The following is a 23,818-nucleotide window of genomic DNA, read 5'->3' as shown; positions in this document are numbered from 1 at the left end:
GCTACGCGCCGAGGGCGGTCGGGAGCTGGTCCCTGGACTGGATGCCGAGCTTGCGGTAGGCGCTGGTCAGGTGCACCTCGATGGTGCGCCTGCTGACGAACAGGGTTTGCGCGATGGCCCGGTTGGTCTCGCCGTCGGCGGCCAGCCGGGCCACCCGCAGTTCGCTCGCGGTCAGTGCGTCCACCCCGGTGAGCAGGGTTCGCCGGGGCCGGGCGCCGGATGCGACCAGCTCCTGTTTCGCTTGCGCGGCAAGGGGATGGGCGTGCCGGCGGCTGGCCAGGTCCAGGCCCTCGCGGAGGTGGCGCTGGGCGTCGGTGCGGTGTCCGGCCCGGCGTAACGCGCTGCCGTAGGAGATCAGCGAGTGCGCGAGTTCGAGCACGCCGGTGGAGCGGCGCAACACGTCCACGGACTCGGCGAGCCGGTCCAGCCGGGTGCCGCCGCCCTCGATCAGGCCGAGGGTGCGCAGGGCGATGCCGTGCGCCCTTGGCGCGCCGAAGCCTTGGGCCAGCACGAGTTCCTCCTCGGCGAGGTCCCTGGCCGAGGTGGGTTCGCCGAGGGCGAGCTGGGCCAGTGCGGCATCGGCCCGCCAGTGCGCGAAGCCCGGGTTGACCACGCCCGCGCCGGTCAGCCCGGCACCGCAGGCCAGCAGGTCGGCCAGGGCGGCCCTGGGTCGTTGCTGGCGGAGCCGGAGGCGGCCGCGGGCCAGGTGCACGAAGTGGCCGATGAGCATCCGGACTTCCTCCTCGGAGTCTAGTTCGTGTTCGGTGAGCACGGCCTGGGCCTCATCGAGGTGGCCCTGTTCGGCGAGCGCGTCGACCAGCACGGCGGCGGCCAGTGGGAGTTCGCGGTCGCCGTCGACCTCGTGCAGGGCAAGGGCGGCGCGGCCGTCGGCCTCGGCTTCCTGGAGGTGTCCGGCGGTGAGCGCGGTGCGTGAGCGCAGCACGGCCAGGTAGCGGAATTCGGCCAGGTTGCCGCGGGTGCGGGCGTGTTCGACCCCGCGATCGAGCACGTCAAGGGCCTCGGGCAGCCGGTCGGCCATGACCAGCGCGGTGCTGGCGAAGTTGGCCAGGATCCAGTGGTCCCGGGTCGGCAGCGAACCGGCCACGGCGCGGGCGGCCAGCTCACCCACCACCTGGGCCGGGCGGTCGGCGGTGGCGCAGGCGCCGAAAGCCAGGCAGGCCAACACCATCCGGCCCGCCTCGGTCTCCGCGGACACGGTGTCCGCGAGCTGGTCCAGCCGGGCGATCCAGGAGGTGGGCGGGTGCATGCTGACGAAACTGGCCATGGAGAAGGCGACGGTGAGCTGCAACGGCAACTCGCCCTCGTCCAGGGCCAGGGCCGCGCGGGCCAGCTCGAAGGTCTCCATGGCCGCGTCCGGGCGGCCGGTCTGCACCATCACCGCACCCAGGTCCAGGGCCAGTTCGCCGCGGGTGACCGGGTCGGTGCTCAGCTCGAACGCGGCCCGCAACGCCGGGGCGGCCTCGGCCGGGCGGTTGGCCATGCCCAGTGCCCGGCCCAACTCGGCGTGCAGCCGGGGCAGGTCCTCGGCGGCGGGAGGTTCGGCCAGGGCACGGCGCAGGCAGCTCGCGGCTGCCTCGGGCGCACCCCGGCCGAGTGCGTTCGCCGCGGCCGCGACCAGCGCGGTGACCACCGTGGGGTCGGCGCTGGGCGCGGCGGCCAGCAGGTGCGGCACGAGCTGTTCGGCCGGTGCCCCTTCGGCGGTGAGGATCTCCACCGCGCGGCGGTGGTCGGCGGCACGGCGGATCTCGGTGCCGTCGGCGTAGACCGCGGTGCGCACCAGCGGATGCGCGAAGTCCAGGGGATAGCCGCCGGTGAGGATGGACTCGCGGGCGAGCAGGTCGGCCAGGTCGGTTGCGGTGTCCAGGGGCAGGTCGGCCAGCCGGGCCGGGCGGCGCAGGTCGGCGGCGGGACCGAGGACGGCCAGGGCCCTGGCCAGCCGGACGGCCTCGGGGCCGAGGCGGGTGAGCCGGGTCAGCACGGTGCGGGCGATCGGCGCGGCCTGCAACCCGGGCACCCGGCCGGCCTGGGCCGCGACCGGCGGCACCCGGTCGGCGCGCAGTGCGGTGATCGCCTCGGTGAGCAGGAACGGGTTGCCGCCGGTGGCCTGCGCGCAGGCCCGGCAGAACTCGGCGTCGGCGGCGGGGGAGAGGCGGTCCCGGACGAACCGGCCGACCGCGTGCTCGGACAGCGGGGCGAGGTTGAGCCGCACTGGGTCGACCCCGCCAAGGGCCAGGGTGAGTGCCGCGTCCGGGGCGAGCGGGCGACTGCCGAGCAGGAGCAGCACCGGCAGGTCGGCCATCCGCCGGGCCAGGTGCGAGACGAACCGCAGCGAGGCCTCATCCGCCCAGTGCGCGTCGTCCACGGCGAGCAGCAGCGGCGCGGGTTCGGCCAGGTTGGAGCACAGCCAGTACAGCCCGTGCACCACACTGCCCACCGCCGCCTCCCGCCCGTCCGCGGCGAACACCGGCGCGGCCAGTGCGGCGGCCCCGGACTGGACCTCGGGCTCGGCGGTGCGCAACGCGGGCTCGAAGAGCTGGCGGATCAGCGCGAACGGCAGGTCCTGCTCCAGTTCGCCGCCGGTGGCGGTGAGCACCCGGAACCCGCGCCCGCCCGCCAGGTCGCCCGCGGCGGCCAGCAACGCGGTCTTGCCGATCCCCGGCACCCCCTCGACCAGCGCTGAGGTGCCCCGGCCTGCCGCAGCCGCCTGCAGCAGCGCACCGATCCGCCCCAGTTCGGCGTCCCGCTCGAACAGCCCCACCCGCACCCCTGCCCCGCAAAAGACTTCGGTGTCGACCACAATGCCGAGACGGTCGCGGAAAGTCATCGTGGTGTCTCAGGTTGTTACCTGCCTGGGAGGGGCCATGCGCAGAACCGTGATCGCCGGACTCGCGATCGCACTCGTCGCGCTGCTGAGCGGCTGCGACGACCTGGGGGATCAGGCACTACCGGTGTCGGCGACCAAACAGCAGGTCATCGCACAGACCACGGTCTCGCCGGCCACCGCGGGGGACTGCAACCGGACCGGGCCGAAGATCCGGTCCGTACTGCCGACGCTGACCAGCAAGTTCCACATCGCCAAGGCCAACCCGTGCGTGCCGCTGATCGGTCTGGTGGACGAGGTGCTCGGGGTGGTGCCGCGTTCGGAGCGGGCCGCGCTGGCCGCCTTCCAGGACCGGCTCGGCAGGCTGGTGGGTGCGGCGAACACCGTCAACACCGTGCTGACCTGCGCCTACCAGACCGACCGGCTGGGCATCGTGCTCTACCAGGAGAAGGCGCAGGCGCTCTCCCTCGGCCTGGTGGTGGCCATCCGCGGCAAGCTGGACGCCGCCGCCGAGGTCGCGGCCTGCTACCTCAAGGTCACCCTGACCGGTTTCCTGGCCGACCCGCCACCCGGCAAACCGCAGGTGCCGTGCTTCCACCGCGGCTCCCGCAAGCAGGGCGGCGAGGACTACTCGCTGTTCTGGGTCGGCTCCAGCGAGGCCATGTGCCTCGCACTGGCCAAGCTCGGCGGCTAGCGACGCCTGCGACGGGGTGCGGGCAGGCCGTGCCGGATGGCATGGCCCGCGTGCACCCCGTAAGCCAGGTCAGCGGCCAGATTCCGCAACTCCCGCAACAACTTCCGCATGGACTCAGCCTCGCCGGGCCGGCCAGGCCGAACCAGTGGCGGTAACGACAACCTTCGCTAAGATCCCGCCATGGCCAAGACCGTGGCGGTGCTCGCCTACGACGGCATGACCTCCTTCGAGACCGCGATCGTCACCGAGGTCTTCGCCCTGCGCTGGCCCGACCTGGACCTCGGCGAGGACTGGTACGAGGTGCGCATCTGCGCCGAGCAGCCGGGTCCGGTGCCGGTGCTCGGTGGGGCGGAACTCCTGGTCCGGCACGGCCTGGACGTGCTGGCCGAGGCCGCGACCGTGGTGATCCCGAGCGTGGCCGACGTGCACGCCGAACCCGCGCCCGCGGTGATCGCCGCCCTGCGACTGGCCGCCAGCCGGGGCGCGCGGATCGTGTCCATCTGCTCCGGGGTCTTCGTGCTCGCCGCCGCCGGACTCCTGGACGGACGGCGCGCCACCACGCACTGGCGCTACACGGATCTGTTGCAGCGCAGGCATCCCGCCATCGAGGTCGACCCGCGCCCGCTCTACATCGACAACGACCGGATCCTCACCAGCGCCGGCTGCGCGGCCGGTCTGGACCTGTGCATCCACCTGCTGCGCAAGGACTTCGGCGCCGAACTGGCCAACGCGGTGGCCCGGCGGCTGGTCATCCCGCCGCACCGGGACGGCGGTCAGGCGCAGTACATCGAGAGCCCGGTGGCCGCCCAGCCCGGCGACGACCGGATCGGCGAGAGCATCGCCTGGGCGCTGGCCCACCTGACCGAGCCGATCACGGTGCGGGTGCTGGCCGAGCGGGCCCGGATGTCCGAACGCAGCTACCTGCGGCACTTCGCCAGGACCGTCGGCGCGAGTCCGATCAAGTGGCTGATCGCCCGGCGGGTGCAGGCCAGCCTGCCGCTGCTGGAGAGCACGGACACCCCGATCGAACAGGTGGCCGCCGCGGTCGGCTTCGACACCGCGGTCACCTTCCGGCACCACTTCACCGTCGCCCTGCGCACCAGCCCCTCGGCCTACCGCCGGACCTTCCGCGCCGCGGGCTAGCCAAATTTGGCTAGCTGGTGCTAGCCTTCGCTCGGCAGGTAGCCAAATTTGGTTAGTGGGGAGAATCGATGTCCGGCTTGACCCCGTACGTGATGGTGCGCAGCGCCAAGGAGTTCGTCCAGTTCATCACCGAGACCTTCGAGGCGGAGGTGTCCAACGTGATCCCGCTGGCCCAGGACCCGGAGCGGGTGGTGCACGCCGAGGCCCGGATCGGCTCCGGCGTGCTGTTCTTCGGCGACGCGGGCATGGACGGCCGCCAGTGCCTGCCCACGCCGGAGGAGTCCGCGCACGTCCAGCTCTGGACCGTGGTGCCGGACCCGGAAGCCACCCACGCCAAGGCGCTGGCCGCGGGCGCCCGGGAGGCGCTGCCGCCGACCAAGGAGGAGGACGGCACCCTGATGAGCGGCTTCATCGACCCGTTCGGCACCCTGTGGTGGTTGAGCAAGACCGGGCTCTGAGCGCGGGCTAGGGAAAAAGGGAGAAGTCCATGTCGGCGGTTCGGCTGCTGGTGCTCGGCGCGGTGCGGCGACACGGGCGCGCCCACGGCTACCAGGTTCGCGCGGACCTGGAGAGCTGGGGCGCGCACGAGTGGTCCAACGCCACCTCCGGCTCGGTCTACCACGCGCTCAAGGCGATGACCGGGCAGGGATTGCTGGTGCTGCACGAGACCAGGCCGAGTGAGGCCGGCGGACCGCCGCGGATGGAGTACGAACTCACCGAGCAGGGCGAGCAGACCTACTTCTCGTTGCTGCGCAAGGCCCTCAGCAGTCACGACCCCGGTCTGGACCAGCTGGCCGCCGCGGTCGGCCTGATCGAGGACCTGCCCCGCGCGGAGGCGATCGAGCTGCTGGGCAGGCGGACCGCGGCGATGGCCCAGTGGCGGGCCAGCGTCACCGGGGGGCTGCCGCCGGAGACGGATCTGGACGGCTGGGGGCCGGTGGGTGAGGTGTTGCGGTTGTGGTTGCACACCGCGGACAGCCGGGCGGAGTGGACCGCCCGGCTGGTCCGCCGGCTGGAGGAAGGCGCGTACCGGATGGCGGGGGAGCCGGAAGCCCCGGCCTGATCACCGCAGCTGGCGGGCGGCGTAACCGAGTTTGGCCGAGTTGACGATCAGGTGCAGCCGGGTGATCCGGTCCCCGTCCAGCGCGGGGGCCAGGATCGCGGTCAGTGTCCTGCCGATCCGCAGCAGCGCCGCGGGATGCCCGTTGACCTCGGCGGTGGTGCCGTTGACCAGGGAGACCTGCGGGTGCTTTGACAGGCCGAGCAGGTAACGCAGCACCCTGGGCTTGCCGGTGATCGCGCGGCGGGCCGCGGTGGTGCCGCCGCCGTCGGCCCAGGAGACCACGTCCTCGGCGAGCAACTGCTCCAGCCCGGCCGCGTTGCCGTTGAGCACCGCGGCCAGGAACCGGGTCACGATGCGCTGCTGGGCGGAGCGGTCCGGGGGGTACCGGTGTTCGGTGGCGAGGTGTTCACGGGCCCGGTGCAGGAGCTGCCGGGAGTGGGATTCCTCGACGTCCAGGATCGCGGCGATCTCGCCGTGCGACTGGTCGAACGCCTCGGCCAGCACGAACACCGCGCGCTGCACCGGGGTCAGCCCCTCCAGCAGCACCAGCGTGCCCAGCGACACCAGATCCCGTTGCGCCGGCGTGGTGAGTGGGCCGAGCGCGCCGTCGGCGGTGAGCACCGGTTCCGGCAGCCAGGTGCCGACGTAGTCCTCGCGGCGGGCACGGGCCGAACTCAGCCGGGTCAGGCACAGGTTGGCGACCACCGTGGTGAGCCAGGCCGCGGGCACGTCGATGAGCGCCCGATCCGCCAGGTGCCAGCGACGGGCGGCGTCCTGTACCGCGTCCTCGGCCTCCGCCGCCGAACCGAGTAGCCGGTAGGCCAGGCCGAACAGGCGGGACCGATGTTCCTCGAAGACCCGCACGGGCCGGAGGTTACCCGCAGCGCGGCGACTTACCCGCGGTGCGGCGGCCGGGGGCGGTCAGCAACCCCCGGCCACGCCCGGATCACTTGCCGTTGTCGCCGATCGCGGCCAGCGCGGCGGCCAGCTTGAAGTACTTGTTGGTGCCCAGGTCGCGGACCGTCTTGATGCCGAAGGCGGCGGCCAGCTTCTCACCATCGCCATCGCTGACACCGGCCAGCGCGGCGACCGGCGCGTCCAGAACCTCGGCCACGGTCAGGTTCTCGTACGCCTTGTCGAGCTGCTTGGCCAGGTCCACGGATACAGCCACAGGTGGTTCCCCTTCAACGAGATTCGGTAGATGCCGCGGGCCAGGCTAGTGACGGCGCGCGGTGCGCGAGAGCCTCTGCGGGACCAACTCCGGCTCAGCACTGAGCGGGAGTCGGGCGGCCGGATCCGACGGCAGGGCAAGGCCGTCAGGGTCGTACCGGCGGTATCACCGGGTTGGCCCAGTCTGCCTGGCGCCGCTCCTCCAGATACGCGGCCGCGATCACCGCCACCGCCAGCTCCGCCTTGAACCGCTCGGCGGCCTCCGCCGTGACCGGCAGCACCCAGCCGCTCTTGCGGTTGTCCTTGACGTCTTCCCAGATCCAGCTGCGCACCCAGCCCCGGTCGTGCGTGTAGCGCTGCTCGTGGTGGTGGCCCTGCGGGGTGGTCCAGTGCCGGAGCAGCTCCGACAGCTGGTCGGACGGGTCGCCCTCCCGCACCCAGCCGAAGTAGGTGTACTCGCCGTCCACCGGGTCGTAGTGCTCGGACCGCCGATCCACGTGAACCCCCAGTTCATCCGGATACCGACATATGTACCGGAAAAGGCAGGCCCGTCAGTACAACTGCCGGTACCCGGCCTCGAGTTGGCCGCCAGGACCGCCGGATCCACCTGGAGCCCCATCTGCTCGGCGGAGATCCCGGCCATCGACGGGATCTCCGCCGCCCGGCCCTCGATCCGCATCCGGGCCAGCACGTCCGGTTCGTCGCTGGGGTAGGCGCGACCGTTGACCCGCAACACCTCCCGCAGGCCGGTGGCATCCGAGGTGGCCAGGGCCAGGAACGGGGCGTGCGCGATGAAGTGGCGCACGTGGTGATCGATCCGGTCCTGCACCTTGTCCTTGACCATGGCCTCCGGCGGGCCCGGATCTCGATCGGCTCGCTGTACCAGTACTACCCCAACAAGGACGCGATCCTGGCCGAGTTGCTCACCCGCCACCTCGACGGCGACCGGGCCGCCGAGACGCTGCGCCAGTACCGGGACCGGCCGGACCCGATCGAGGAGATCGTCCGGGTGTTCGTGCACACCGTGATCGAGAACCATCTCGACGATCCGGCGCTGCTGCGGGTGATGATCGAGCAGGCGCCCCGCTCCGGCGAGCTGCTGGAGCGGGTGACCCGGCTGGAGTGGGCGATGATCGGCGACCTGCGCGAGCTGTTCGAGCGGCATCCGGAAGTCCTGGTGCGGGACAAGGACACCGCCGCCCGGCTGGTGGCCTCGACGGTGGAGCTGACCGTGCACCAGCTCATCGCCGCCCCCGGCTCCATCGACACCACCCGGCTGGAGCACGAGCTGGTCGCGATGATCACCGGCTACCTGCGCGCGAACCGGTGACGGGCCGGCGGGCCAGCAGTTCCCGCAACGCGCCGACCACCACCGCGGGCGCCTCCTCGGCCATGAAATGCCCGCAGGACACCGTCTTGTGCTCGACCGCGGGCGCCCAGGCCCGCCACAGCCCGGCCGCGTCGAAGCCCAGCGCCGACCCCCAGTCCTGCTGCAACACCGTCACCGGCATCCGCAGCTGGTTGCCCGCCGCCCGGTCCGCCTGGTCGTGCTCGACGTCCACCCCGGCGCTGGCCCGGTAGTCCGCGACGATCGAGGGCACCGCGTCCCGGCAGGCGTCCAGGTAGGCCGCGCGGATCTCGGCCGGGATCGCGGCCGGATCCTTGGTCCAGAGATCCAGGAAGTAGCCGAAGAAGGCGTCCGCGCTGGCACTGATCATCGCCTCCGGCAGTCCCGGCGGCTGGGCCATCAGGTAGAGGTGGAAGCCGATCGCCGCCGACCGCCCGCGCATGACCTGCCACATGTCCGCGGTCGGCAGCACGTCCAGCGAGGCCAGGTGGGTGACCACGTCCGGGTGATCCAGTCCGGCCCGGATCGCGACCAGCGCGCCCCGGTCGTGCCCGGCCAGTGCGAACCGCTGGTGCCCCAGCGCCGCGGCCAACGTGACGATGTCCGCGGCCATGGTGCGCTTGGCGTAGCCCTCGGCCGGTTTGTCGCTGGCCCCGTAGCCGCGCAGGTCGGGCACGATGACGGTGTGGTCGGCGGCCAGGTCGGCGGCCACGTGCCGCCACATCAGGTGCGTTTGCGGGAAGCCGTGCAGCAGCACGATCGGGCGACCGGTCCCGCCCACCGCCACATTCAGTGCCACGTCCGGTGCGACGGTGATCCGCTGGTAGTCGAATCCGGTGATCCTGGGTGTCATGAGCGCAGCGTGCCCGTGCCCGATCAGCAACCGATCAGCAAGCGCTGGGCGGTTCGCCAGGAGCCCGCGACGCGGTCACCGGGGCGCTGGACACCCCGGTGACCGCGGCCGGATCAGGGCCGGGTGCAGACGAGCCTGGAGTTGCCCTCCCAGAAGGTGATGTTGATCCGGTACGCCGTGCTACTGACCTCCTGACACTGCTCCGCCCGGAAACCGTTGGCGCGGGCGTAGAACCGGGCCATGAGGAAGGCCCTGTCCTTGGCCTCCTTCTCGTTGAAGCCCCGGTCGACGCCGACGAAGGTGCGGGTGTCGGCCTTGTCCGCCTGCTCGGCGGCGATCGCGGCGCCCGCGGTGGACAGCAGGGCCAGGCCGACGAGCCCGGCGGTCAGAATCGCTCTCATAGGTCGTGCCTTTCTGTTCGCTGGTAAGGGTTTCAGGGACGCATGAGCTGCCACTGGTCCCAGAGGTTGGCGCAGGTGGTCTGGATCAGCCGGACCCCGGTGCCGGTGGCCCCCGGCGGGACCCCGACGCACTTGCCGCTGTGCGCGGCCCTGATCCGCCGCGCGCCCACCGGTGGTTCCGAGGGCACCACGTCGAAGAGCTGGTTGGCCGCACCGGTGCACGGCTGCTGGCTGAGCAGCGCGCCGTCGGCGATGGAGGCGTCGTCCACGGTGACGCACAGGCCGCTGACCACGGGCTTCAACATGGCGCGGTAGCGCACCCCGCCCGCGTCGACGTAGTTGATCCGGGTGGCCCGGCTGGAACAGTGGAACTGCTGCACCGGCGCGCCGGGAGCCGGTGAGGCGTTCCCGATCTCCATGCAGAGCCCGCTGGCGGCGCTCTGGAACCGCCAGGTCGCCTCCGCGGCCGAGGCCGGGGTGCTCATGGCCAGGACGGCGGCCGGGACCAGCGCGCCGAGCAGGATCTTCCGCAGTGGGAAGCGCTTGCCGCTCATCGCCTGCACTTCCAGGTGACCGAGGCGTAGTAGAAGATCCCGCTCATGTACTCGTCCAGGTTGGTTTCCTTGCAGTTCCTGGGCGAGAAGCCGTGCCGGAGGGCGTAGCGGCTGGCGTGGCCGCGCACGCTGTGCCGGGCGAAGGCGGGGTCCATGTTCGCGTCGCTGGTGCAGGTGTACTCGGTGACCGGGCCGCTGCACGGTTCGAAGGGACCGGCGGTGGAACTGGCCATCGCGGCCGGAGCCATCGCGGTGATGGTGGCGAAGGCGACCACGGCCGCCTTCGCCGCCAGTGCTGCTCTACTCATGTGAATCCCCCTTACGGTGAACGCCGAGATCATTCATCTCAGCTGACGTTCGAGGAGGATCATGGAGTGAGCGGATGAGTGCGTCAACTGGTGTGGACCAAACTTCGGATAGATCAGCTGAGATGCGCCCGAAGAGGCGGTGCGGTGCGAATTCGGGCTAGCTCGCGAGCGCGACTGATCACCTAGGCTCGGTCCGTGATGACCTTCGGCGTACTCGGCCCGCTGGTGGCCGCGGACGAGCACGGCCCGGTCACCCTCAAAGGTCCCCGTCAGCGCGCCATCCTGGCCCGGCTGCTGATCGCCCGCCGCCGGGTGGTCCCGGTCCGCACCCTCATCAACGACCTGTGGGCAGACCCGCCCGACGGCGCCCTTGGCGCGCTCCAGACCTTCATCAACACCCTCCGCCAGTCCCTGGAGCCAGGCCGCGCCCCCAGGACCCCCGCCACCCTGCTGGTCACCGAGACCCCCGGCTACGCCCTGCGCACCGCCCCCGACGCGGTCGACGCCACCCGGTTCGAGGTCGCCCTCGCCACCCTCGACCTGTCCACATTGGACAAAGCCCTCGCCCTGTGGCGCGGTGCCGCCTACGCCGAGTTCGCCGAAGAACCCTGGGCCCGCCCGGAAATCGCCCGCCTGGACGAACTCCGCCTGCTGGCCGTCGAACGCCGAGCCGAAGCCGCCCTGGCGCAAGGCCAGTCCGCCGCGGTCGCCGCCGACCTGCGCGCCCACATCACCACCCACCCCTGGCGCGAACACGCCTGGCAGCTACTGGCCCTGGCCCTCTACCGCACCGGCCGCCAGCACGACGCCCTGGAAGCCCTGCGTACCGCGAGAAACGCCCTGGTCACCGAGTTGGGCGTGGACCCGGGTCCCGCCCTCCGCCAGTTGGAAGCGGACATCCTCGCCCAGGCCCCACACCTGGACGCCCCACGCACACACCCAACCGCGACCCCCGCCACCGCGAGCCCCGTCACCGCCACCGCCGTCACCGCCACCGCCGTCACCGCGACCTCCGCCACCGCGACCCTGCACCCCCTCCACGCCCCCTCGCACCCCGGCCGCGCCACCGAAGCCGCCCAGCCAACCCCACTGCCCGGTCTCGCCCCGGGACCCCCGCACCCCGGCCAAGCCACCGATTCGCCCCAACCACCCTCGCCCCTCAACCCCCCACTCCTGGGCCGCGGCACCGAACTCGCCCTCCTGACCCGCACCCCACCCCGCCTGCACCTGTCCCTCATCTCCGGCGAACCCGGCTCCGGCAAAACCGCCCTCGCCGAAGCCCTCACCAGCACCCTCGCCGCCCAAGGCTGGCGCACCGCCTGGGGCCGCAACCCCGAACACCCCGACACCCCCGCCACCTGGCCCTGGACCCAGATCCTGACCGCCCTCGCCACCCACCACCCCCTCCCCGCCACACCCCCCGAGGACCGCTTCCACTTCCACCGCACCGTCCTGTCCTATGTGGACACTCTCGCCCGGCAGGCCCCACTCCTGCTCGTCCTCGACGACCTGCACCGCGCCACCGAGGAAACCCTCGCCCTGCTCGCCACCCTGGTCACCGAACCCCCGCCGCGCCCCATCCGCATCGTCGCCACCCACCGCTCCACCCAGATCACCCCCGGCCTGGCCGACCTGCTCGCCCGCATCGCCCCCGCCGAACCCACCCGCGTCTACCTCACCGGCCTGCCCGAGTCCGCCACCGCCGACCTCGTCCGCACCACCGCCCAGCGCGAACTCCCGGCCCGCGTGCTGCACGCCATCCACGAACGCAGTGGCGGCAACCCCTTCTTCGCCCGCGAACTCGCCCGGCACTACGAGACCCAGGGCGACCTCGCTGTGCCGGCCGGGGTCCGCGAGGTGATCCGCCACCGCCTGGGCGCCCTGTCCGCGGACGCCCGCACCGTGCTCCGCCAGGCCGCCGTGATCGGCCGGGACCCCGACCTGGACCTGCTGATCACCCTGTCCGGCAACGAGAACCTGGTCCTGGACACCCTGGATGCCGCCCTGCTGCTGGGTTTCCTCACCGAGTCCGGCCCCGACCGCCTCCGGTTCGCACACGCCCTGGTCCGCGACACCCTCTACGAGGAGGTCTCCGAATCCCGCCGGTCCCGCTGGCACGCCACCCTCGCGCACACCCTGGAAAGCCTGCGCCCCAACGACATCGACGCCCTGGCCCACCACCACCTACTGGCCGGATCCCGTGCCCCCGCCGACCGTCGCGCGCACTACGCCGCCGCCGCGGCCCGCCTGGCCGAATCCCGCTTCGCCCCACACGAAGCCGCCCGCCACTACCAGGCCGCCCTCGACGCGCACGACGGCGACCCGCGCACCCGCCTCGAACTCCGGATGGGCCTGATCCGCAACCAGGCCGTCACCGGCCACCTGCACACCGCCCGCGACCAGCGCGCCGGCACCCTGGCCGAAGCCGAATCCCTCGGCGACCCCGAACTGACCGCCAGGGTCATCGCCGCCTTCGACGTGCCCGGCAGCTGGACCACCCACGACGACCCGGCGATCGCCGCCCAGGTGGTCGCCGTCACCGAACGCACCCTCGCCGCCCTGCCCCCGCACCGGATCGCCGACCGGGCCCGCCTACTGGCCACCCTCGCCATGGAACTCCGTGGCACCCGCTCCACCCGCGCCCGCACGGCCGCCGCCGAAGCCGAGTCCCTGGCCAGGGAGTTGACCGACCCGGCCCTGCTCGCCTTCGCCCTCAACGGCCGTTTCCTGCACACCTTCGACCACGCGGGCATGTCCCCGGAACGCGCCGCCCTCGGCCACGAACTCCTTGCCCTGTCCGGCGAACACGGCCTGATCACCTTCGAGGTCCTGGCCCACCTCATCCTGATCCAGGCCTGCGCCGCCCGGTCCGACTTCGCCGCCGCCGACCAGCACGCCACCGCCGTCGATCAACTCGCCGACCGCCACCAGCTCCCACTCGTGGCCGTCTTCACCGAGTTCTACGCCGCCCTGCGCCACTCCGCCGCTGGCCGGTTCACCGAATCCGAGGCCGCCTACCGCGCCGCCGCCACCCGCCTGGACACCGCAGGCATGCCCGGCCTCGCCAACAGCCTGCTGCCACTGTCCTTGCTGTCCTTGGATCTCCAGCGCAACTCACAGTCCACAGTGGACCTGACCGCGGAATGGGGCCCGTACCTGGACTGGGTCCGCCCACTGGCCCTGCTCGCCTCAGGCGAACGCCCCGCCGCCCTGGCCGCCGCCCGAGCCCTCCCGGACACCCCGGCCGACCTGCTCACCGAGGCCCGCCTTGCCCTGCTCGCCCGCACCGCCGTTGCCTTGCGGGACCGCGAACTCATCGAACGCGCGCACACCGAGCTGCTGCCCGCGGCCGGCGAACTCGCCGGTGCGGGCAGCGGCCTGCTCACCTTCGGCCCGGTGACCGGTTACCTGGCCGAGTTGGCCGCCGCACTCGGTCGCTAGGACACCAGCGAGTCCAGCAATCGCAACCGTTCGGCCGAAGGCGTGCCCGGCTCCGCGCCCAGGAAGATCAGCCGCTGACTCGGATCATCCGGCAGCCGCAGGATCTCCTCCTGCAACACCAGCTCGCCGACCAGCGGATGCCGGAACTTCTGCGTCTTGTGCAGGCATTCCGCCACCGGATGCTCGGCCCAGATCCGGGCGAAATCCGTGCTCTTGATGCTCAGCTCGCCGATCAGCGCCGCCAGCATCTCGTCATCCGGATGATCACTGGTCGCCGCCCGCAGGTAGGAGGCGGCGTTGCGGGCCTGCTCCGGCCAGTCCGGCAGCAGATCGCGCATCTCGGGGGAGAGGAACATCAGCTTGGTCAGGTTCGGCCGCTGGTCCGGGCGCAGGCCGTAGAGGGCGTAGCCCAGCCGGTTGGCGCCCAGCAGGTTGGTGCTGCGGCCGACCAGCACCGCGGCCTGTTCGGTGTTGCTCTCCAGCAACGTCAGCATCGAGGGCCGGACCGTCTCCGGACCGGTGCCGCGGCGCACCGTCTGGGCTGGGCGGGCCAGCCGGAGCAGGTGCGCGTGCTCGTCCACGTTGAGCTGCAGGGCGGCGGCCAGCGCGGACAGCACCGAGTCCGACATCTGATGGCTCTCGCCTTGCTCAAGCCGGGTGTAGTAGTTCACGCTGATCCCGGCCAGCTGGGCCACCTCGTCCCGGCGCAGGCCGGGCACCCGGCGTGGCTGGCCGTAGGTGGGCACCCCGACGGTCTCCGGCGTGAGCGCGGCCCGCCGGGCCCGCAGGAAGTCGGCCAGCTCGTCAGCCGTGCTCCGGTTCTCACCCATGCACCCATGATCGCCCCCTCGCGGCCGGGCTGCCATCCCCTGGCGTTGGTACCCACCGCAGGGGCGCGCGCGGGCCGCGCGGCGGGTGCAGCGTGGGTGCCATGACCGCCACGACCCTCACCCTCGGCCTGGACACCTTCGGCGACGTGCCGGACAGTGCCAGCCAGCCCGAGGGCATCCGCCTGCTGGTCGAGCAGGGTGTGCACGCCGAGTCCGCCGGGGTGGACTACTTCGGCATCGGCGAGCACCACACCGCCGAGATGCCGCTGTCCGCACCGGACCTGGTGCTGGCCGCCATCGCCGCCCGCACCGAGCGGATCCGGCTGGGCTCGGCGGTCACCGTGCTCAGCACCGACGACCCGGTCCGGGTCTTCCAGCGCTACGCCACCCTGGACGCGCTCTCCGGTGGCCGGGCCGAGGTGATCCTTGGCCGCGGCTCCAGCACCGAGTCCTTCCCGCTGTTCGGCTTCGACCTGGCCGACTACGACGAGCTGTTCGCCGAGAAGGCCGACCTGTTCGCCCAGCTGCGCGAGGAGAAGCCGGTCACCTGGACCGGAAAGTTCCGGCCCGCGCTGGACGGCATCGAGGTCTTCCCGCACACCACCTCCGGCGCACTGCCCACCTGGATCGGCGTCGGCGGCACCCCGCTGTCGGTGGTCCGCGCCGCCCAGCACGGACTGTCCCTGATGCTGGCGATCATCGGCGGTCCGGCCGCCCGGTTCCGCCCGTTCGCCGAGCTGTACCGGCAGACCCTCAAGCACACCGGCGGCCCGGACCTGCCCATCGGCGTGCACTCGCCGGGACACCTGGCCGAGACCGACGCGATCGCCCGCGAGGAGTTCTTCCCGCACTACCTGGACGCCTTCGGCCGGGCCGCCCGGCAACGCGGCTTCCGCCCGCCGACCAGGGAGTCCTACGAGGCGGAGGTCGGCCCGCGCGGCGCGCTCTACGTCGGCTCGCCGGAGACCGTGGCCACCAAGATCGCGGCCACCCTGCGGCAGCTCGGCGCGACCCGCTTCGACCTGAAGTACGGCATGGCCAGTCTGGGGCACGAGTCCCTGCTGCGGGCCATCGACCTGTACGGCCGCGAGGTAGCGCCCCGCGTCCGCGAACTGCTGTCCACCCACTGAACCGAGGAGCGTTTCCCTTGTCCGACAAGAAGATCATCGCAGTCATCGGCGCCACCGGGGCCCAGGGCGGCGGCCTGGCCCGCGCGATCCTGGACGACCACAACGGCCCGTTCGCGTTGCGCGCCATCACCCGCGACCCCGCCTCGCCCGCCGCCCGGCTGCTGGCCGCCAGTGGGGCCGAGGTGGTGCAGGCCGACCTGGACGACGAGGACAGCATCCGCCGCGCCTTCACCGGTGCCTACGGCGCGTTCGTGGTGACCAACTTCTGGGCCCCGCTCACCCCCGAGCAGGAGGCCGCCCGCGACCGGGCCCAGATGGAGATCGACCAGGCGCACACCGCGGCCAAGATCGCCGCCGAGGTCGGCCTCAAGCACGTCATCTGGTCCACTTTGGACGATTCCAGGCCGCAGTTCACCCACCGCGGCATCAACCCGCCCACCCTGCTGGGCCGCTACAAGGTCCCGCACTTCGACGCCAAGGCCGAGGCGGACGCCCGGTTCACCGAGCTGGGCGTGCCCACCACCTTCCTGCAGACCACCTTCTTCTACGAGGCGTTCCTGGCCGGTCAGGGCCCGGCGCGGGACGCCAACGGCGACCTGGTGCTGACCACGCCGATCGGGGACAGCCCGATGTCGATGATCGCGGTGGAGGATATCGGCCGCACCGCCTACGGCATCCTCAACCGCGGCGGCGAGTTCGTCGGCCGCACCGTGGCCATCGCGGGCACGCACGCCACCGGCAAGGAGATCGCCGCGCTGTTCACCGAGGTGCTCGGCGAACCGGTCAGCTTCCGCCCGCTCACCCCGGACGCGGTCCGCGCCTCCGGTCATCCCATCGCCGACGAGATCGCCGCCACCTTCCAGTTCTACGCCGACACCGCCGACTACTTCGTCGGCGCCCGCGACCTGAACCAGGTCCGCGAACTCAACCCGCGCCTGCAGTCGCTGACCGACTGGCTGAAGGCGAACGCGGCGAAGATCCCGCGCGACTGACCGCGTCCACGCCCGGCCGGAACCACCCGGCCGGGCGAGCCGGTTGGACACGTGTGGTGATCGACCTGTTACGCACCGTCCCCTCGGGTTGTGACGCGGCACTGCGACCGTCTCCGGGGTGGAGGTCGACGCGCGAGGCAGTCAGGGAATCCAGCAGGGCGACAACAACCGGATGTGGAACCTCTTCGTCAACCTCGGCCTGCCGCCCGCGCTGAGCCGGGCGCTGGTGCTGCTGATCGTGGTGGCGCTGCTGGGCGGCGGCACCTGGGCGGTGGCGAGCTGGGTGCTGCCCTGGTTAGCGCCGACCTACCGAACCCAGTTCCTGATCGACACCACCGCCGAGGAACCGGAGAGCATCGCCCGCTCACTGCGCCAGGCCGTGCAGAACGCCGGTGACCAGGACTCGCTGGCCCTGCGGGGTTTCGGCGGTGAGTGCGGCGCGCCGGACAACACCACCCAGCTGGTCGACTTCGGCACCGGCAACCGCCAGGAGATCACCCAGGCCGCCGGGCAGCGCCGCGGTGGCAGGCCCACCCTGTTGCGCGGGGTGGTGGAGGCGGTGGCGGACTTCGCCGGCCCGTTCACCCTGCGAGCCACCCAGGTCAACCGGATCATCCTGGTCACCAGGCACGGCACCGACGCCTGCGACGAGGACACCGCCTTCGTCGGCAAGGAGATCAAGGACCGGCTGGCCGCCGCGGGCCTGACCATCGAACTGCGCCTGGTCGGCTACCAGCTCCCCGGCGACCAGCGCGACCGGCTCAAACAGATCGCCGGCGGCGCGGGCGCACCGGAACCGCTGTTCGCCGCCGATCAGGCCGGGCTGGACGCGGCACTGGAGTTCGTGACCAACGCCGAACCCGTGCTGCGCTACGCCAAGGAGATCGTGGACATCTTCAACCCCACCGTGGAACGGGTGAACACCGCGGGCACCGCCATCGTCGAGGGCCGCCTGGACGTCGCCGAGCGCACCCTGGCCGAGGCCAGGGAGTCCGCCGGGCAGGCCGGTCCGCGCCTGGACGGCCTGCGCGAGCGGGCCAGAACCCAGCAGGCACAGGACATCCAGCGCCAGGCCGACGCACTGCGCGCCCAGCTCGACCGCATCCTCACCGCGGCCAACAGCCTGCTCGCCACCGCCCGCTCGGCCCAGTCCCTCGACCCCGGCCTGACCGCCTTCCGTGGCTTCGCCGCCGACTACAACGCCAAGGTGACCAGCATGAACAAGGCCATCGCCGCCCTGCGCGCCACTGCCCCGGCGGCCCCGCGATGACCGCGCCCGTCAAGCCCCGCCGCCGATTACGCCTGATCGCCGCGCTGCTCACGCTGATCCTGGTGGCCGCCGCGGTGATCGTCTACTTCCTCATCCCCAACCACCGCACCGCTCTCCTGGTCGACTCCTCCGCCGCCCCCGACGGGTTCGGCCCCCTCGCCCAGGCGGTCGGCGCGGCCGCGGTCAACAGCGCCGCGACGGATTCGCTGTCCCTGCGCCGTTTTGGCGGCGAGTGCGGCAGCCCGGCCAACACCAGCGAACTCGTCGGCCCGGCCACCGGCACCGGCAAACAGGTCGCCGACGCGCTGCGCCGGGTCACCGCCGCGGGCCGCAGCACCCTGGTGGCCGGCATCCTCGGCGCCATCGAGGACTTCGCCGGGCTCTACCCGTTCCGCGGCTGGACCACCAACCGCATCATCGTGGTCACCCGCCAGGGCGTCGACGCCTGCAACCAGAACGAGGCCGAGGTCAAGAAACTCATCCAGGACAAGGTCGCCGAAGCCGGTCTGTCCCTGGAGTTCCGCTTCGTCGGCCTGCAGGTCCCACCCGACCAGCAACCAAAACTGACCCAGCTCGCCGCGGCCGCCGGTGCCCCCAAACCCAAACTGGCCGCCAGCACCGCCGAACTGGCCACCTCGCTCCGGGAACTCGTGCTGCCACGCGCCACCGAGGCCGGTTCGATCGCCCCGCCCACCAGCACGACCAAGCCACCCGAGCGAGCACTCGTGCAGGTCGCGGTCGCTATGTCGGTGTTCTCCGCCGAGATCAGCATCAACGCGCCGGACACCAAAGCCTGTGCGCTGCCCACCGGTCTGAAGTCCAGACGCTGCGAGTTCACCGTCCCCGCCGGGACGATCGCCCCGTTACGCGCCACCATCTCCGGCGCCTGGATGGGCCGCGGCCACCAGGGCCAGCCGATCTGGTTCGGCTGCGAGGACAAACCAACCACCCTGCAAGGGATTCCCGGCGCCAGCGCGACCTGCAACCTGGACCTGACCACCTCCGGCCGCTACGTCTGCCTGGCCACCACCGACCTCGCCGACCGCGGTGGTGCCTACGCCTGTTCGGAGATATTCAAGAAGGTCCCCAAGGCCCCGATTCCCTTCGGTAGCACCGCGCCCGCACCCACCAAGTAGGTCGTCGGTAGCACCGCGCCCGCGCCCACCAGGTAGTTCTCAGGTGGCGTACCGCCCGGCCAGCTCGGCGCCGATCCGGGCCAGTTCCGCCTGCACCGCAACGGGTTCCAGCACTTCGATCATGGTGCCCCAGCCCGCCAGGTTGCGCGCCAGATCCAGCGCCGTCGGCGCGCCCAGCCGCACCCGCGACCGCCCGTCGCGCTCCTCGTCGACCTCGCAATGCCGCCCGAACTGGTTGCGCAGCACCGAAACGAACCGCGACTCGATCACCACCGTCGCCCAGGTCCGGGACCGCTTCTGCTCCACCTCACCCACCACCTTGTCCCAGGCGGCGGCCAGCGCGAAGTCATCCGGCCGGTCGGCGGGTTCCTCGGTGACCACGGCCTCGACGATCCGCTCCACCCGGAAGGTCCGCTGCCCCTTGTCCGTGCCCGCGAGCAGGTACCAGATGTCGTCCTTGTCGACCAGCCCCCACGGCTCGACCAGGCGTTCGGAACGTTCCCGCGCGCCGCTGGTGTAGTTCAACCGCACCTTGCGACGGCGCACCACCGCGGACTGCAACAGCTCCACCATCGCCGGCCGCTGCCGGTCCCGCTCACCCCAGCGGGTCGAGTCGATCATCGTGGCGTCGGCCGCCGCCTCGGCGTCCGCACGGAAGGTGCTCGGCAACGCCCGCACCAGCTTCCGCAACGCCGCCTTCGCCTCCCCGGAGACCGCCGCGGCTGGTCCGACCAGCAGGAACAATGCCTGCGCCTCGGCCGAGGAGAGCCCGCTGAGATCGGTCCTGGCCCCGCCGACCAGCGACCAGCCACCACCGCGGCCGGGTTGCGGGTACACCGGGATGCCCGCCGTGGACAGCGATTCCAGGTCCCGGCGGGCGGTGGCCACCGACACCTCCAGCTCCGCGGCCAGCTCGGCCGCGGTCACCCGGCCCCGGGCCTGCATCAGCAGCAGGGTGGCCACAAGTCGGTCAGCGCGCATGTGTTTCAGCTTCTCCGGAAAAGTGCTCAGTTGATGAGCACTTTAAGCCGCAACATGGTTCCCGTCAGCCCAAGCGAGAGGAACCCCGATGCTGCGAGGTCTCACCACCCACAACTTCTTCGCCGAGGACGTCACGGCCGCCGTCGCCTGGTACACCGAACTCCTCGGCGTCCAGCCCTACTTCGAACGCCGGCTCGACGGCAAACCCGCCTACATCGAGTTCCGCATCGGCGACTACCAGCACGAACTCGGCATCCTGGACCGCCGCTTCGCTCCGCCCGGCGCCGGCGCCACCGGCGGCACCCTGACCTACTGGGCCGTCGACGACATCGAGTCCGCCTACCAGCGCCTGCTCGACCTGGGCGGCACCGCGCAGCAGGGTCCGACCGAACACGGCCCCGGCTTCGTCACCGCCTCGGTGATCGACCCCTTCGGCAACATCCTGGGCATCATGTTCAACCAGCACTACCTCAACGTGCTCGCCGGCCAGGCGGGGGAGTGAGATGAACACTTTCACCGCGCCAACCACCGAGGACTGGCGAACCTGGCTGACCGCCCACAGCCAGTCCGAGTCCGAGATCTGGCTGATCATCCAGCACAAGGACAGCCCCACCCCCAGCCCGCGCTACCACGAGGCCATCGAACAGGCCCTCTGTTTCGGCTGGATCGACAGCCACCACCGCAAACACGACCCCACCAGCTCCCGCCTGCGCTTCACCCCACGCAAACCCCGCAGCACCTGGAGCAGGCTCAACCGGGACCGCGCCGCCACCATGATCGAACGCGGCCTGATGACCCCACCCGGCCAAGCCATGATCGACCTGGCCAAGTCCACCGGAACCTGGCAACCCCCGACCACCCCACCCGCGGACCTACACACCCAACTCGACCGCAACCCCCTGGCCCGCAACCACTTCGACCAGTTCCCACCCTCCTCGAAACGCCTCATCCTGGACTGGATAGCCAGCGCCAAACGCCCGGACACCAGACAACGCCGCATCGAGCAAACCGTGTCACTGGCCGCGATCAACCTTCGCGCCAACCACCCCAGCCCCCGCCCCAGTCCCCACTCCCGCCAGGGCGCCGGTGCGCGGCCAGCACGACCGCGCACCGGAGAACTCACCTGAGCTGCTGCTTGATCAGATCCAGGTAACTGATCACCCGCGCGTACACACCGGGCTTCCCGGCCTGGGCACAACCCTCGCCCCAGGACACCACGCCGACCAGCTTGCCCGCGGTGACCAGCGGACCGCCGGAGTCACCCTGACAGGAGTCCTTGCCGCCCTCGGGCAGACCGGCGCAGACCATCGAGGTGGCGTTGTACTCGCTGTAGGCGGCCTTGCAGTTGGCATCGCTGGTCAGCGGCACGTCCACCTTCCGCAACACCGGCGAGGACGGCCCGCCAGGCCGGATATCGCCCCAGCCCAGCGTGGTGGTGACGGTGCCGGCCCGGTACAGCCCGGTGTCCGCCGAGGTCACCAGCGGCAGGGTCTTGTGCTCCAGGTTGCGGTCCAGAGTCAGCACCGCGACGTCGTCACCCTGTTCCACCGACCGGAAACCAGGGTGCTGCCAGTACTTGGTCACCCTGGCCACCACCCCCTTGGTGGTGCGCATGTCGGTGCGCCCGGCGACCACGGAGAACCGCGAGGCCGGATCACCATCGGTGCAGTGCGCCGCGGTAAGCACCTTGTTGGGCGCGATCAGGGTGCCACCGCAGTGCTCGCGGTTGCTGTGGAACACCGCGACCGTCCAGGGATGGGCCTCGGTGGTGGTCGTGGTGCCGCCGACGATCAGGGGATCGACGTCACCGGCGGGGGCGGCGTTGGCCAGACCGCCCATGGGAATCACACACACCGCAGCAGTGGCCACAACTGCGGCGCAACGGGCAAACTTTCGCAGGGTTTCTCGCACGATCGGATTCCTTCCACAGAAATTCCGGTACGTGCCCCAGCGCACCACCCTCCATGCGCAAGCAACATCCAACAGAGGTCGGGTACCCCCTCCCCAAAAAGTCCACCCCCCTCAGGACACCAGCCCCCCATCCCGAGCGATCATCGCCGCCTGCACCCGATTAGCACACCCGATCTTGGCCATCACCCGACTGAGATGGCTCTTGATCGTGCTCTCACTAACCCGCAACGCCACCCCAATAGCCACATTCGACGCCCCCCGAGCCACCAACGCGAGCACTTCACGTTCCCGAGCACTCAACTGCCCCAACAACCGATAGGCCTGCGCAAACCGCCCCGGATCAACCCTGCTGAACTGCGCCAACACCAACCGGGTCAGCCGCGGCGACAAGATCGCCTCCCCGTCAGCCACCACCCGCACCGCATAGAGCAACTCCCCAGGCCCACCATCCTTGACCACAAACCCAGCCACACCAGCCCGCACAGCCCGATACACAAACTCAGCCGTGTCCCCACAACCACCCCGCCCCGCCAACCCACCCACACCCCAGCGCCCAGCCTCACCTGCCGCGCGGTGTCCGACCCCGCAAGTGCACGCCGCCTGGTGTCCGACCCCGCGTGTGCACGCCACCTCGTGCCCGACCCCACGTGCGCACGCCACTTGATGTCCGGATCCACCAGCGCACCCCGATTGTTGTTCGGACCCGCCAGCACACGCGACCCGATGCCCGGACTCACCCACATCCGCGCCCGCAACCCGGCACCCGGTCTCGCCCAGACCGGTGCTCAAGGCAGGCCGCTCGAACTCGCCCGCGCCCCAGTACCCGGATCCCCCGGCGCCCGCAGCCGCAGCCTGATGCCCAAACCCGGCCTTGCCACCACAAGCACCCTGCCGTGCTACCCCGCCCACACCCACGCCCTGGTACCCGGCCTCGCTTACACCAGCGCCCGCAGTCTGGCACCTGAACTCACTCGCGCCAGTGCCCGCACTCGGGCACCCGGCCTCGTCCACGCCGGTGCCCGAGACAGGCCGCCCGAACTCGCCCGCACCCGCGGCCAGGTTCGCGAATCCGCCCGCCCCAGCGCACCTCGCGTGGTGTCCGGATCCGCCCGCGCCCGCAACCCGATGCCCAAACTCGCCCGTGCCCGTGCCCGTGCCCGTGCCCATGCCCGTGCCCATGTCGGTGCCGGTGCCGCTAGCCCGGCTCGCGAACTCGCCTGTGCCCGCAGCCCGGTCCACAAACCCGCCCGCGCCCCAGCCCACCGCCCGGTGCCCATGATCGGCCTGCTCGAGCGCGATCAACGCCACCACCGCGGTCTCCGGCACCTGCTCCCGGACCGCCTCGATCGCGGACAACCCGTCCTCACCGGGCATCCGCAGATCCGTCAGCAGCACCTGCGGTCGCTGTTGCCTGGCCAGCCGCACCGCGGTCGCGCCGTCCCCGGCCTCGCCCACCACCCGCAGATCCGGCGCGCTTTCCAGGATCCCGCGGATGCCGTACCGGGCCAGGGTTTCGTCGACGATGCCCACGGTGATCACGAGACCCGCCGAATCAGGAATCGCGGTGAGCGAGTGTGTGCAATTCCAGTAAGCGCTCCTTCATGTTTATCGTCCGGCAATTGCCGCCGGTCGGGGATAATGTGGCTGGCATGGTTCCGGAAATATAGTCCCAAGGTTCCGTCCGGCCCGCTCGGATGTCACGTCAGGTCGCCAGCGCCTCGACCGTACCACGGTCGTGCACGTGCGCTGTA

At 71.5% G+C, this 23,818-nt stretch carries 24 protein-coding genes; 12 read left to right on the top strand and 12 right to left on the bottom strand.

What is annotated here, in order from left to right; genetic code table 11:
* Position 1 precedes the first annotated feature (1 nt).
* Positions 2 to 2,779 (bottom strand): ATP-binding protein, encoded by a 2,778-nt coding sequence (locus HNR67_RS29530; protein WP_185005451.1) that lies wholly within the window; start codon positions 2,777 to 2,779, stop codon positions 2 to 4.
* 103 nt (positions 2,780 to 2,882) lie between these two features.
* On the opposite strand from HNR67_RS29530, the gene HNR67_RS29525 reads away from it, so the two are divergent.
* From HNR67_RS29525 to HNR67_RS29510, 4 genes are all read left to right on the top strand, one after another.
* Positions 2,883 to 3,536 (top strand): hypothetical protein, encoded by a 654-nt coding sequence (locus HNR67_RS29525; protein ID WP_185005450.1) that lies wholly within the window; start codon positions 2,883 to 2,885, stop codon positions 3,534 to 3,536.
* A 180-nt stretch (positions 3,537 to 3,716) separates the two neighbouring features.
* Positions 3,717 to 4,679: a helix-turn-helix domain-containing protein gene (locus tag HNR67_RS29520; protein WP_185005449.1), complete on the top strand. Its 963-nt coding sequence runs from the start codon at positions 3,717 to 3,719 to the stop codon at positions 4,677 to 4,679.
* A 68-nt stretch (positions 4,680 to 4,747) separates the two neighbouring features.
* Positions 4,748 to 5,137: a VOC family protein gene (locus tag HNR67_RS29515; RefSeq protein WP_246492623.1), complete on the top strand. Its 390-nt coding sequence runs from the start codon at positions 4,748 to 4,750 to the stop codon at positions 5,135 to 5,137.
* Positions 5,138 to 5,166: 29 nt separating this feature from the next.
* On the top strand, positions 5,167 to 5,742 hold the full coding sequence (locus HNR67_RS29510; protein WP_185005448.1) for a PadR family transcriptional regulator: 576 nt from the start codon (positions 5,167 to 5,169) through the stop codon (positions 5,740 to 5,742).
* On the opposite strand, the gene HNR67_RS29505 is transcribed toward HNR67_RS29510, so the two are convergent.
* The 3 genes from HNR67_RS29505 to HNR67_RS29495 form a co-directional block, all read right to left on the bottom strand.
* Positions 5,743 to 6,606, bottom strand: coding sequence for a sigma factor-like helix-turn-helix DNA-binding protein (locus tag HNR67_RS29505; RefSeq protein ID WP_185005447.1), 864 nt, complete (start codon positions 6,604 to 6,606; stop codon positions 5,743 to 5,745).
* An 82-nt stretch (positions 6,607 to 6,688) separates the two neighbouring features.
* Entirely contained in the window at positions 6,689 to 6,913 is a 225-nt protein-coding gene (locus tag HNR67_RS29500) for a hypothetical protein (protein ID WP_185005446.1), read from the bottom strand.
* Between the two features lie 145 nt (positions 6,914 to 7,058).
* Positions 7,059 to 7,409, bottom strand: coding sequence for a hypothetical protein (locus tag HNR67_RS29495; protein WP_185005445.1), 351 nt, complete (start codon positions 7,407 to 7,409; stop codon positions 7,059 to 7,061).
* A 287-nt stretch (positions 7,410 to 7,696) separates the two neighbouring features.
* On the opposite strand from HNR67_RS29495, the gene HNR67_RS29490 reads away from it, so the two are divergent.
* On the top strand, positions 7,697 to 8,242 hold the full coding sequence (locus HNR67_RS29490) for a TetR/AcrR family transcriptional regulator (protein ID WP_407645147.1): 546 nt from the start codon (positions 7,697 to 7,699) through the stop codon (positions 8,240 to 8,242).
* Here HNR67_RS29490 and HNR67_RS29485 read toward each other — a convergent pair.
* From HNR67_RS29485 to HNR67_RS29470, 4 genes are all read right to left on the bottom strand, one after another.
* Positions 8,214 to 9,113, bottom strand: coding sequence for an alpha/beta fold hydrolase (locus HNR67_RS29485; RefSeq protein ID WP_185005444.1), 900 nt, complete (start codon positions 9,111 to 9,113; stop codon positions 8,214 to 8,216). The two genes, HNR67_RS29490 and HNR67_RS29485, sit on opposite strands and share 29 nt — an antisense overlap.
* A gap of 113 nt (positions 9,114 to 9,226) precedes the next feature.
* On the bottom strand, positions 9,227 to 9,514 hold the full coding sequence (locus HNR67_RS29480; protein ID WP_185005443.1) for a hypothetical protein: 288 nt from the start codon (positions 9,512 to 9,514) through the stop codon (positions 9,227 to 9,229).
* A 32-nt stretch (positions 9,515 to 9,546) separates the two neighbouring features.
* Entirely contained in the window at positions 9,547 to 10,068 is a 522-nt protein-coding gene (locus tag HNR67_RS29475; protein ID WP_185005442.1) for an RICIN domain-containing protein, read from the bottom strand.
* Entirely contained in the window at positions 10,065 to 10,376 is a 312-nt protein-coding gene (locus tag HNR67_RS29470; protein WP_185005441.1) for a hypothetical protein, read from the bottom strand. Before HNR67_RS29470 ends, HNR67_RS29475 begins: the two co-directional genes overlap by 4 nt.
* Before the next feature lie 198 nt (positions 10,377 to 10,574).
* Here HNR67_RS29470 and HNR67_RS29465 point away from each other — a divergent pair, with 198 nt between their 5' ends.
* Entirely contained in the window at positions 10,575 to 13,817 is a 3,243-nt protein-coding gene (locus HNR67_RS29465) for an AfsR/SARP family transcriptional regulator (RefSeq protein WP_246493632.1), read from the top strand.
* Here HNR67_RS29465 and HNR67_RS29460 read toward each other — a convergent pair.
* Positions 13,814 to 14,647, bottom strand: coding sequence for a helix-turn-helix transcriptional regulator (locus HNR67_RS29460; RefSeq protein WP_185005439.1), 834 nt, complete (start codon positions 14,645 to 14,647; stop codon positions 13,814 to 13,816). The genes HNR67_RS29465 and HNR67_RS29460 overlap by 4 nt on opposite strands.
* Before the next feature lie 101 nt (positions 14,648 to 14,748).
* On the opposite strand from HNR67_RS29460, the gene HNR67_RS29455 reads away from it, so the two are divergent.
* The 4 genes from HNR67_RS29455 to HNR67_RS29440 all read left to right on the top strand — a co-directional run bounded on the left by HNR67_RS29455 (position 14,749) and on the right by HNR67_RS29440 (position 19,175).
* Positions 14,749 to 15,777, top strand: coding sequence for an LLM class flavin-dependent oxidoreductase (locus HNR67_RS29455; protein WP_185005438.1), 1,029 nt, complete (start codon positions 14,749 to 14,751; stop codon positions 15,775 to 15,777).
* Positions 15,778 to 15,794: 17 nt separating this feature from the next.
* Positions 15,795 to 16,769, top strand: coding sequence for an NmrA/HSCARG family protein (locus HNR67_RS29450; protein WP_185005437.1), 975 nt, complete (start codon positions 15,795 to 15,797; stop codon positions 16,767 to 16,769).
* A 118-nt stretch (positions 16,770 to 16,887) separates the two neighbouring features.
* On the top strand, positions 16,888 to 18,039 hold the full coding sequence (locus HNR67_RS29445; protein WP_185005436.1) for a VWA domain-containing protein: 1,152 nt from the start codon (positions 16,888 to 16,890) through the stop codon (positions 18,037 to 18,039).
* On the top strand, positions 18,036 to 19,175 hold the full coding sequence (locus HNR67_RS29440; protein WP_185005435.1) for a hypothetical protein: 1,140 nt from the start codon (positions 18,036 to 18,038) through the stop codon (positions 19,173 to 19,175). Before HNR67_RS29445 ends, HNR67_RS29440 begins: the two co-directional genes overlap by 4 nt.
* 39 nt (positions 19,176 to 19,214) lie before the next feature.
* On the opposite strand, the gene HNR67_RS29435 is transcribed toward HNR67_RS29440, so the two are convergent.
* Entirely contained in the window at positions 19,215 to 20,156 is a 942-nt protein-coding gene (locus HNR67_RS29435; protein WP_185005434.1) for a helix-turn-helix transcriptional regulator, read from the bottom strand.
* An 88-nt stretch (positions 20,157 to 20,244) separates the two neighbouring features.
* Between HNR67_RS29435 and HNR67_RS29430 the strand changes: the two genes are divergently transcribed.
* Together HNR67_RS29430 and HNR67_RS29425 are read left to right on the top strand one after the other, a co-directional pair.
* Positions 20,245 to 20,658, top strand: coding sequence for a VOC family protein (locus HNR67_RS29430; RefSeq protein WP_185005433.1), 414 nt, complete (start codon positions 20,245 to 20,247; stop codon positions 20,656 to 20,658).
* 1 nt (position 20,659) lies between these two features.
* Positions 20,660 to 21,283, top strand: coding sequence for a YdeI/OmpD-associated family protein (locus HNR67_RS29425; RefSeq protein ID WP_185005432.1), 624 nt, complete (start codon positions 20,660 to 20,662; stop codon positions 21,281 to 21,283).
* On the opposite strand, the gene HNR67_RS29420 is transcribed toward HNR67_RS29425, so the two are convergent.
* Both HNR67_RS29420 and HNR67_RS29415 read right to left on the bottom strand, forming a co-directional pair.
* Positions 21,276 to 21,995 (bottom strand): S1 family peptidase, encoded by a 720-nt coding sequence (locus HNR67_RS29420; RefSeq protein ID WP_185005431.1) that lies wholly within the window; start codon positions 21,993 to 21,995, stop codon positions 21,276 to 21,278. The genes HNR67_RS29425 and HNR67_RS29420 overlap by 8 nt on opposite strands.
* Positions 21,996 to 22,178: 183 nt before the next feature.
* Positions 22,179 to 23,597 (bottom strand): LuxR C-terminal-related transcriptional regulator, encoded by a 1,419-nt coding sequence (locus HNR67_RS29415; protein WP_185005430.1) that lies wholly within the window; start codon positions 23,595 to 23,597, stop codon positions 22,179 to 22,181.
* Positions 23,598 to 23,818 lie beyond the last annotated feature (221 nt).

The organism is Crossiella cryophila, from assembly GCF_014204915.1.
Classification (GTDB): Bacteria; Actinomycetota; Actinomycetes; order Mycobacteriales; family Pseudonocardiaceae; genus Crossiella; species Crossiella cryophila.
The sequence above is the reverse complement of the archived record's forward strand: the minus strand, read 5'-3'. Positions and strand labels throughout refer to the sequence as shown.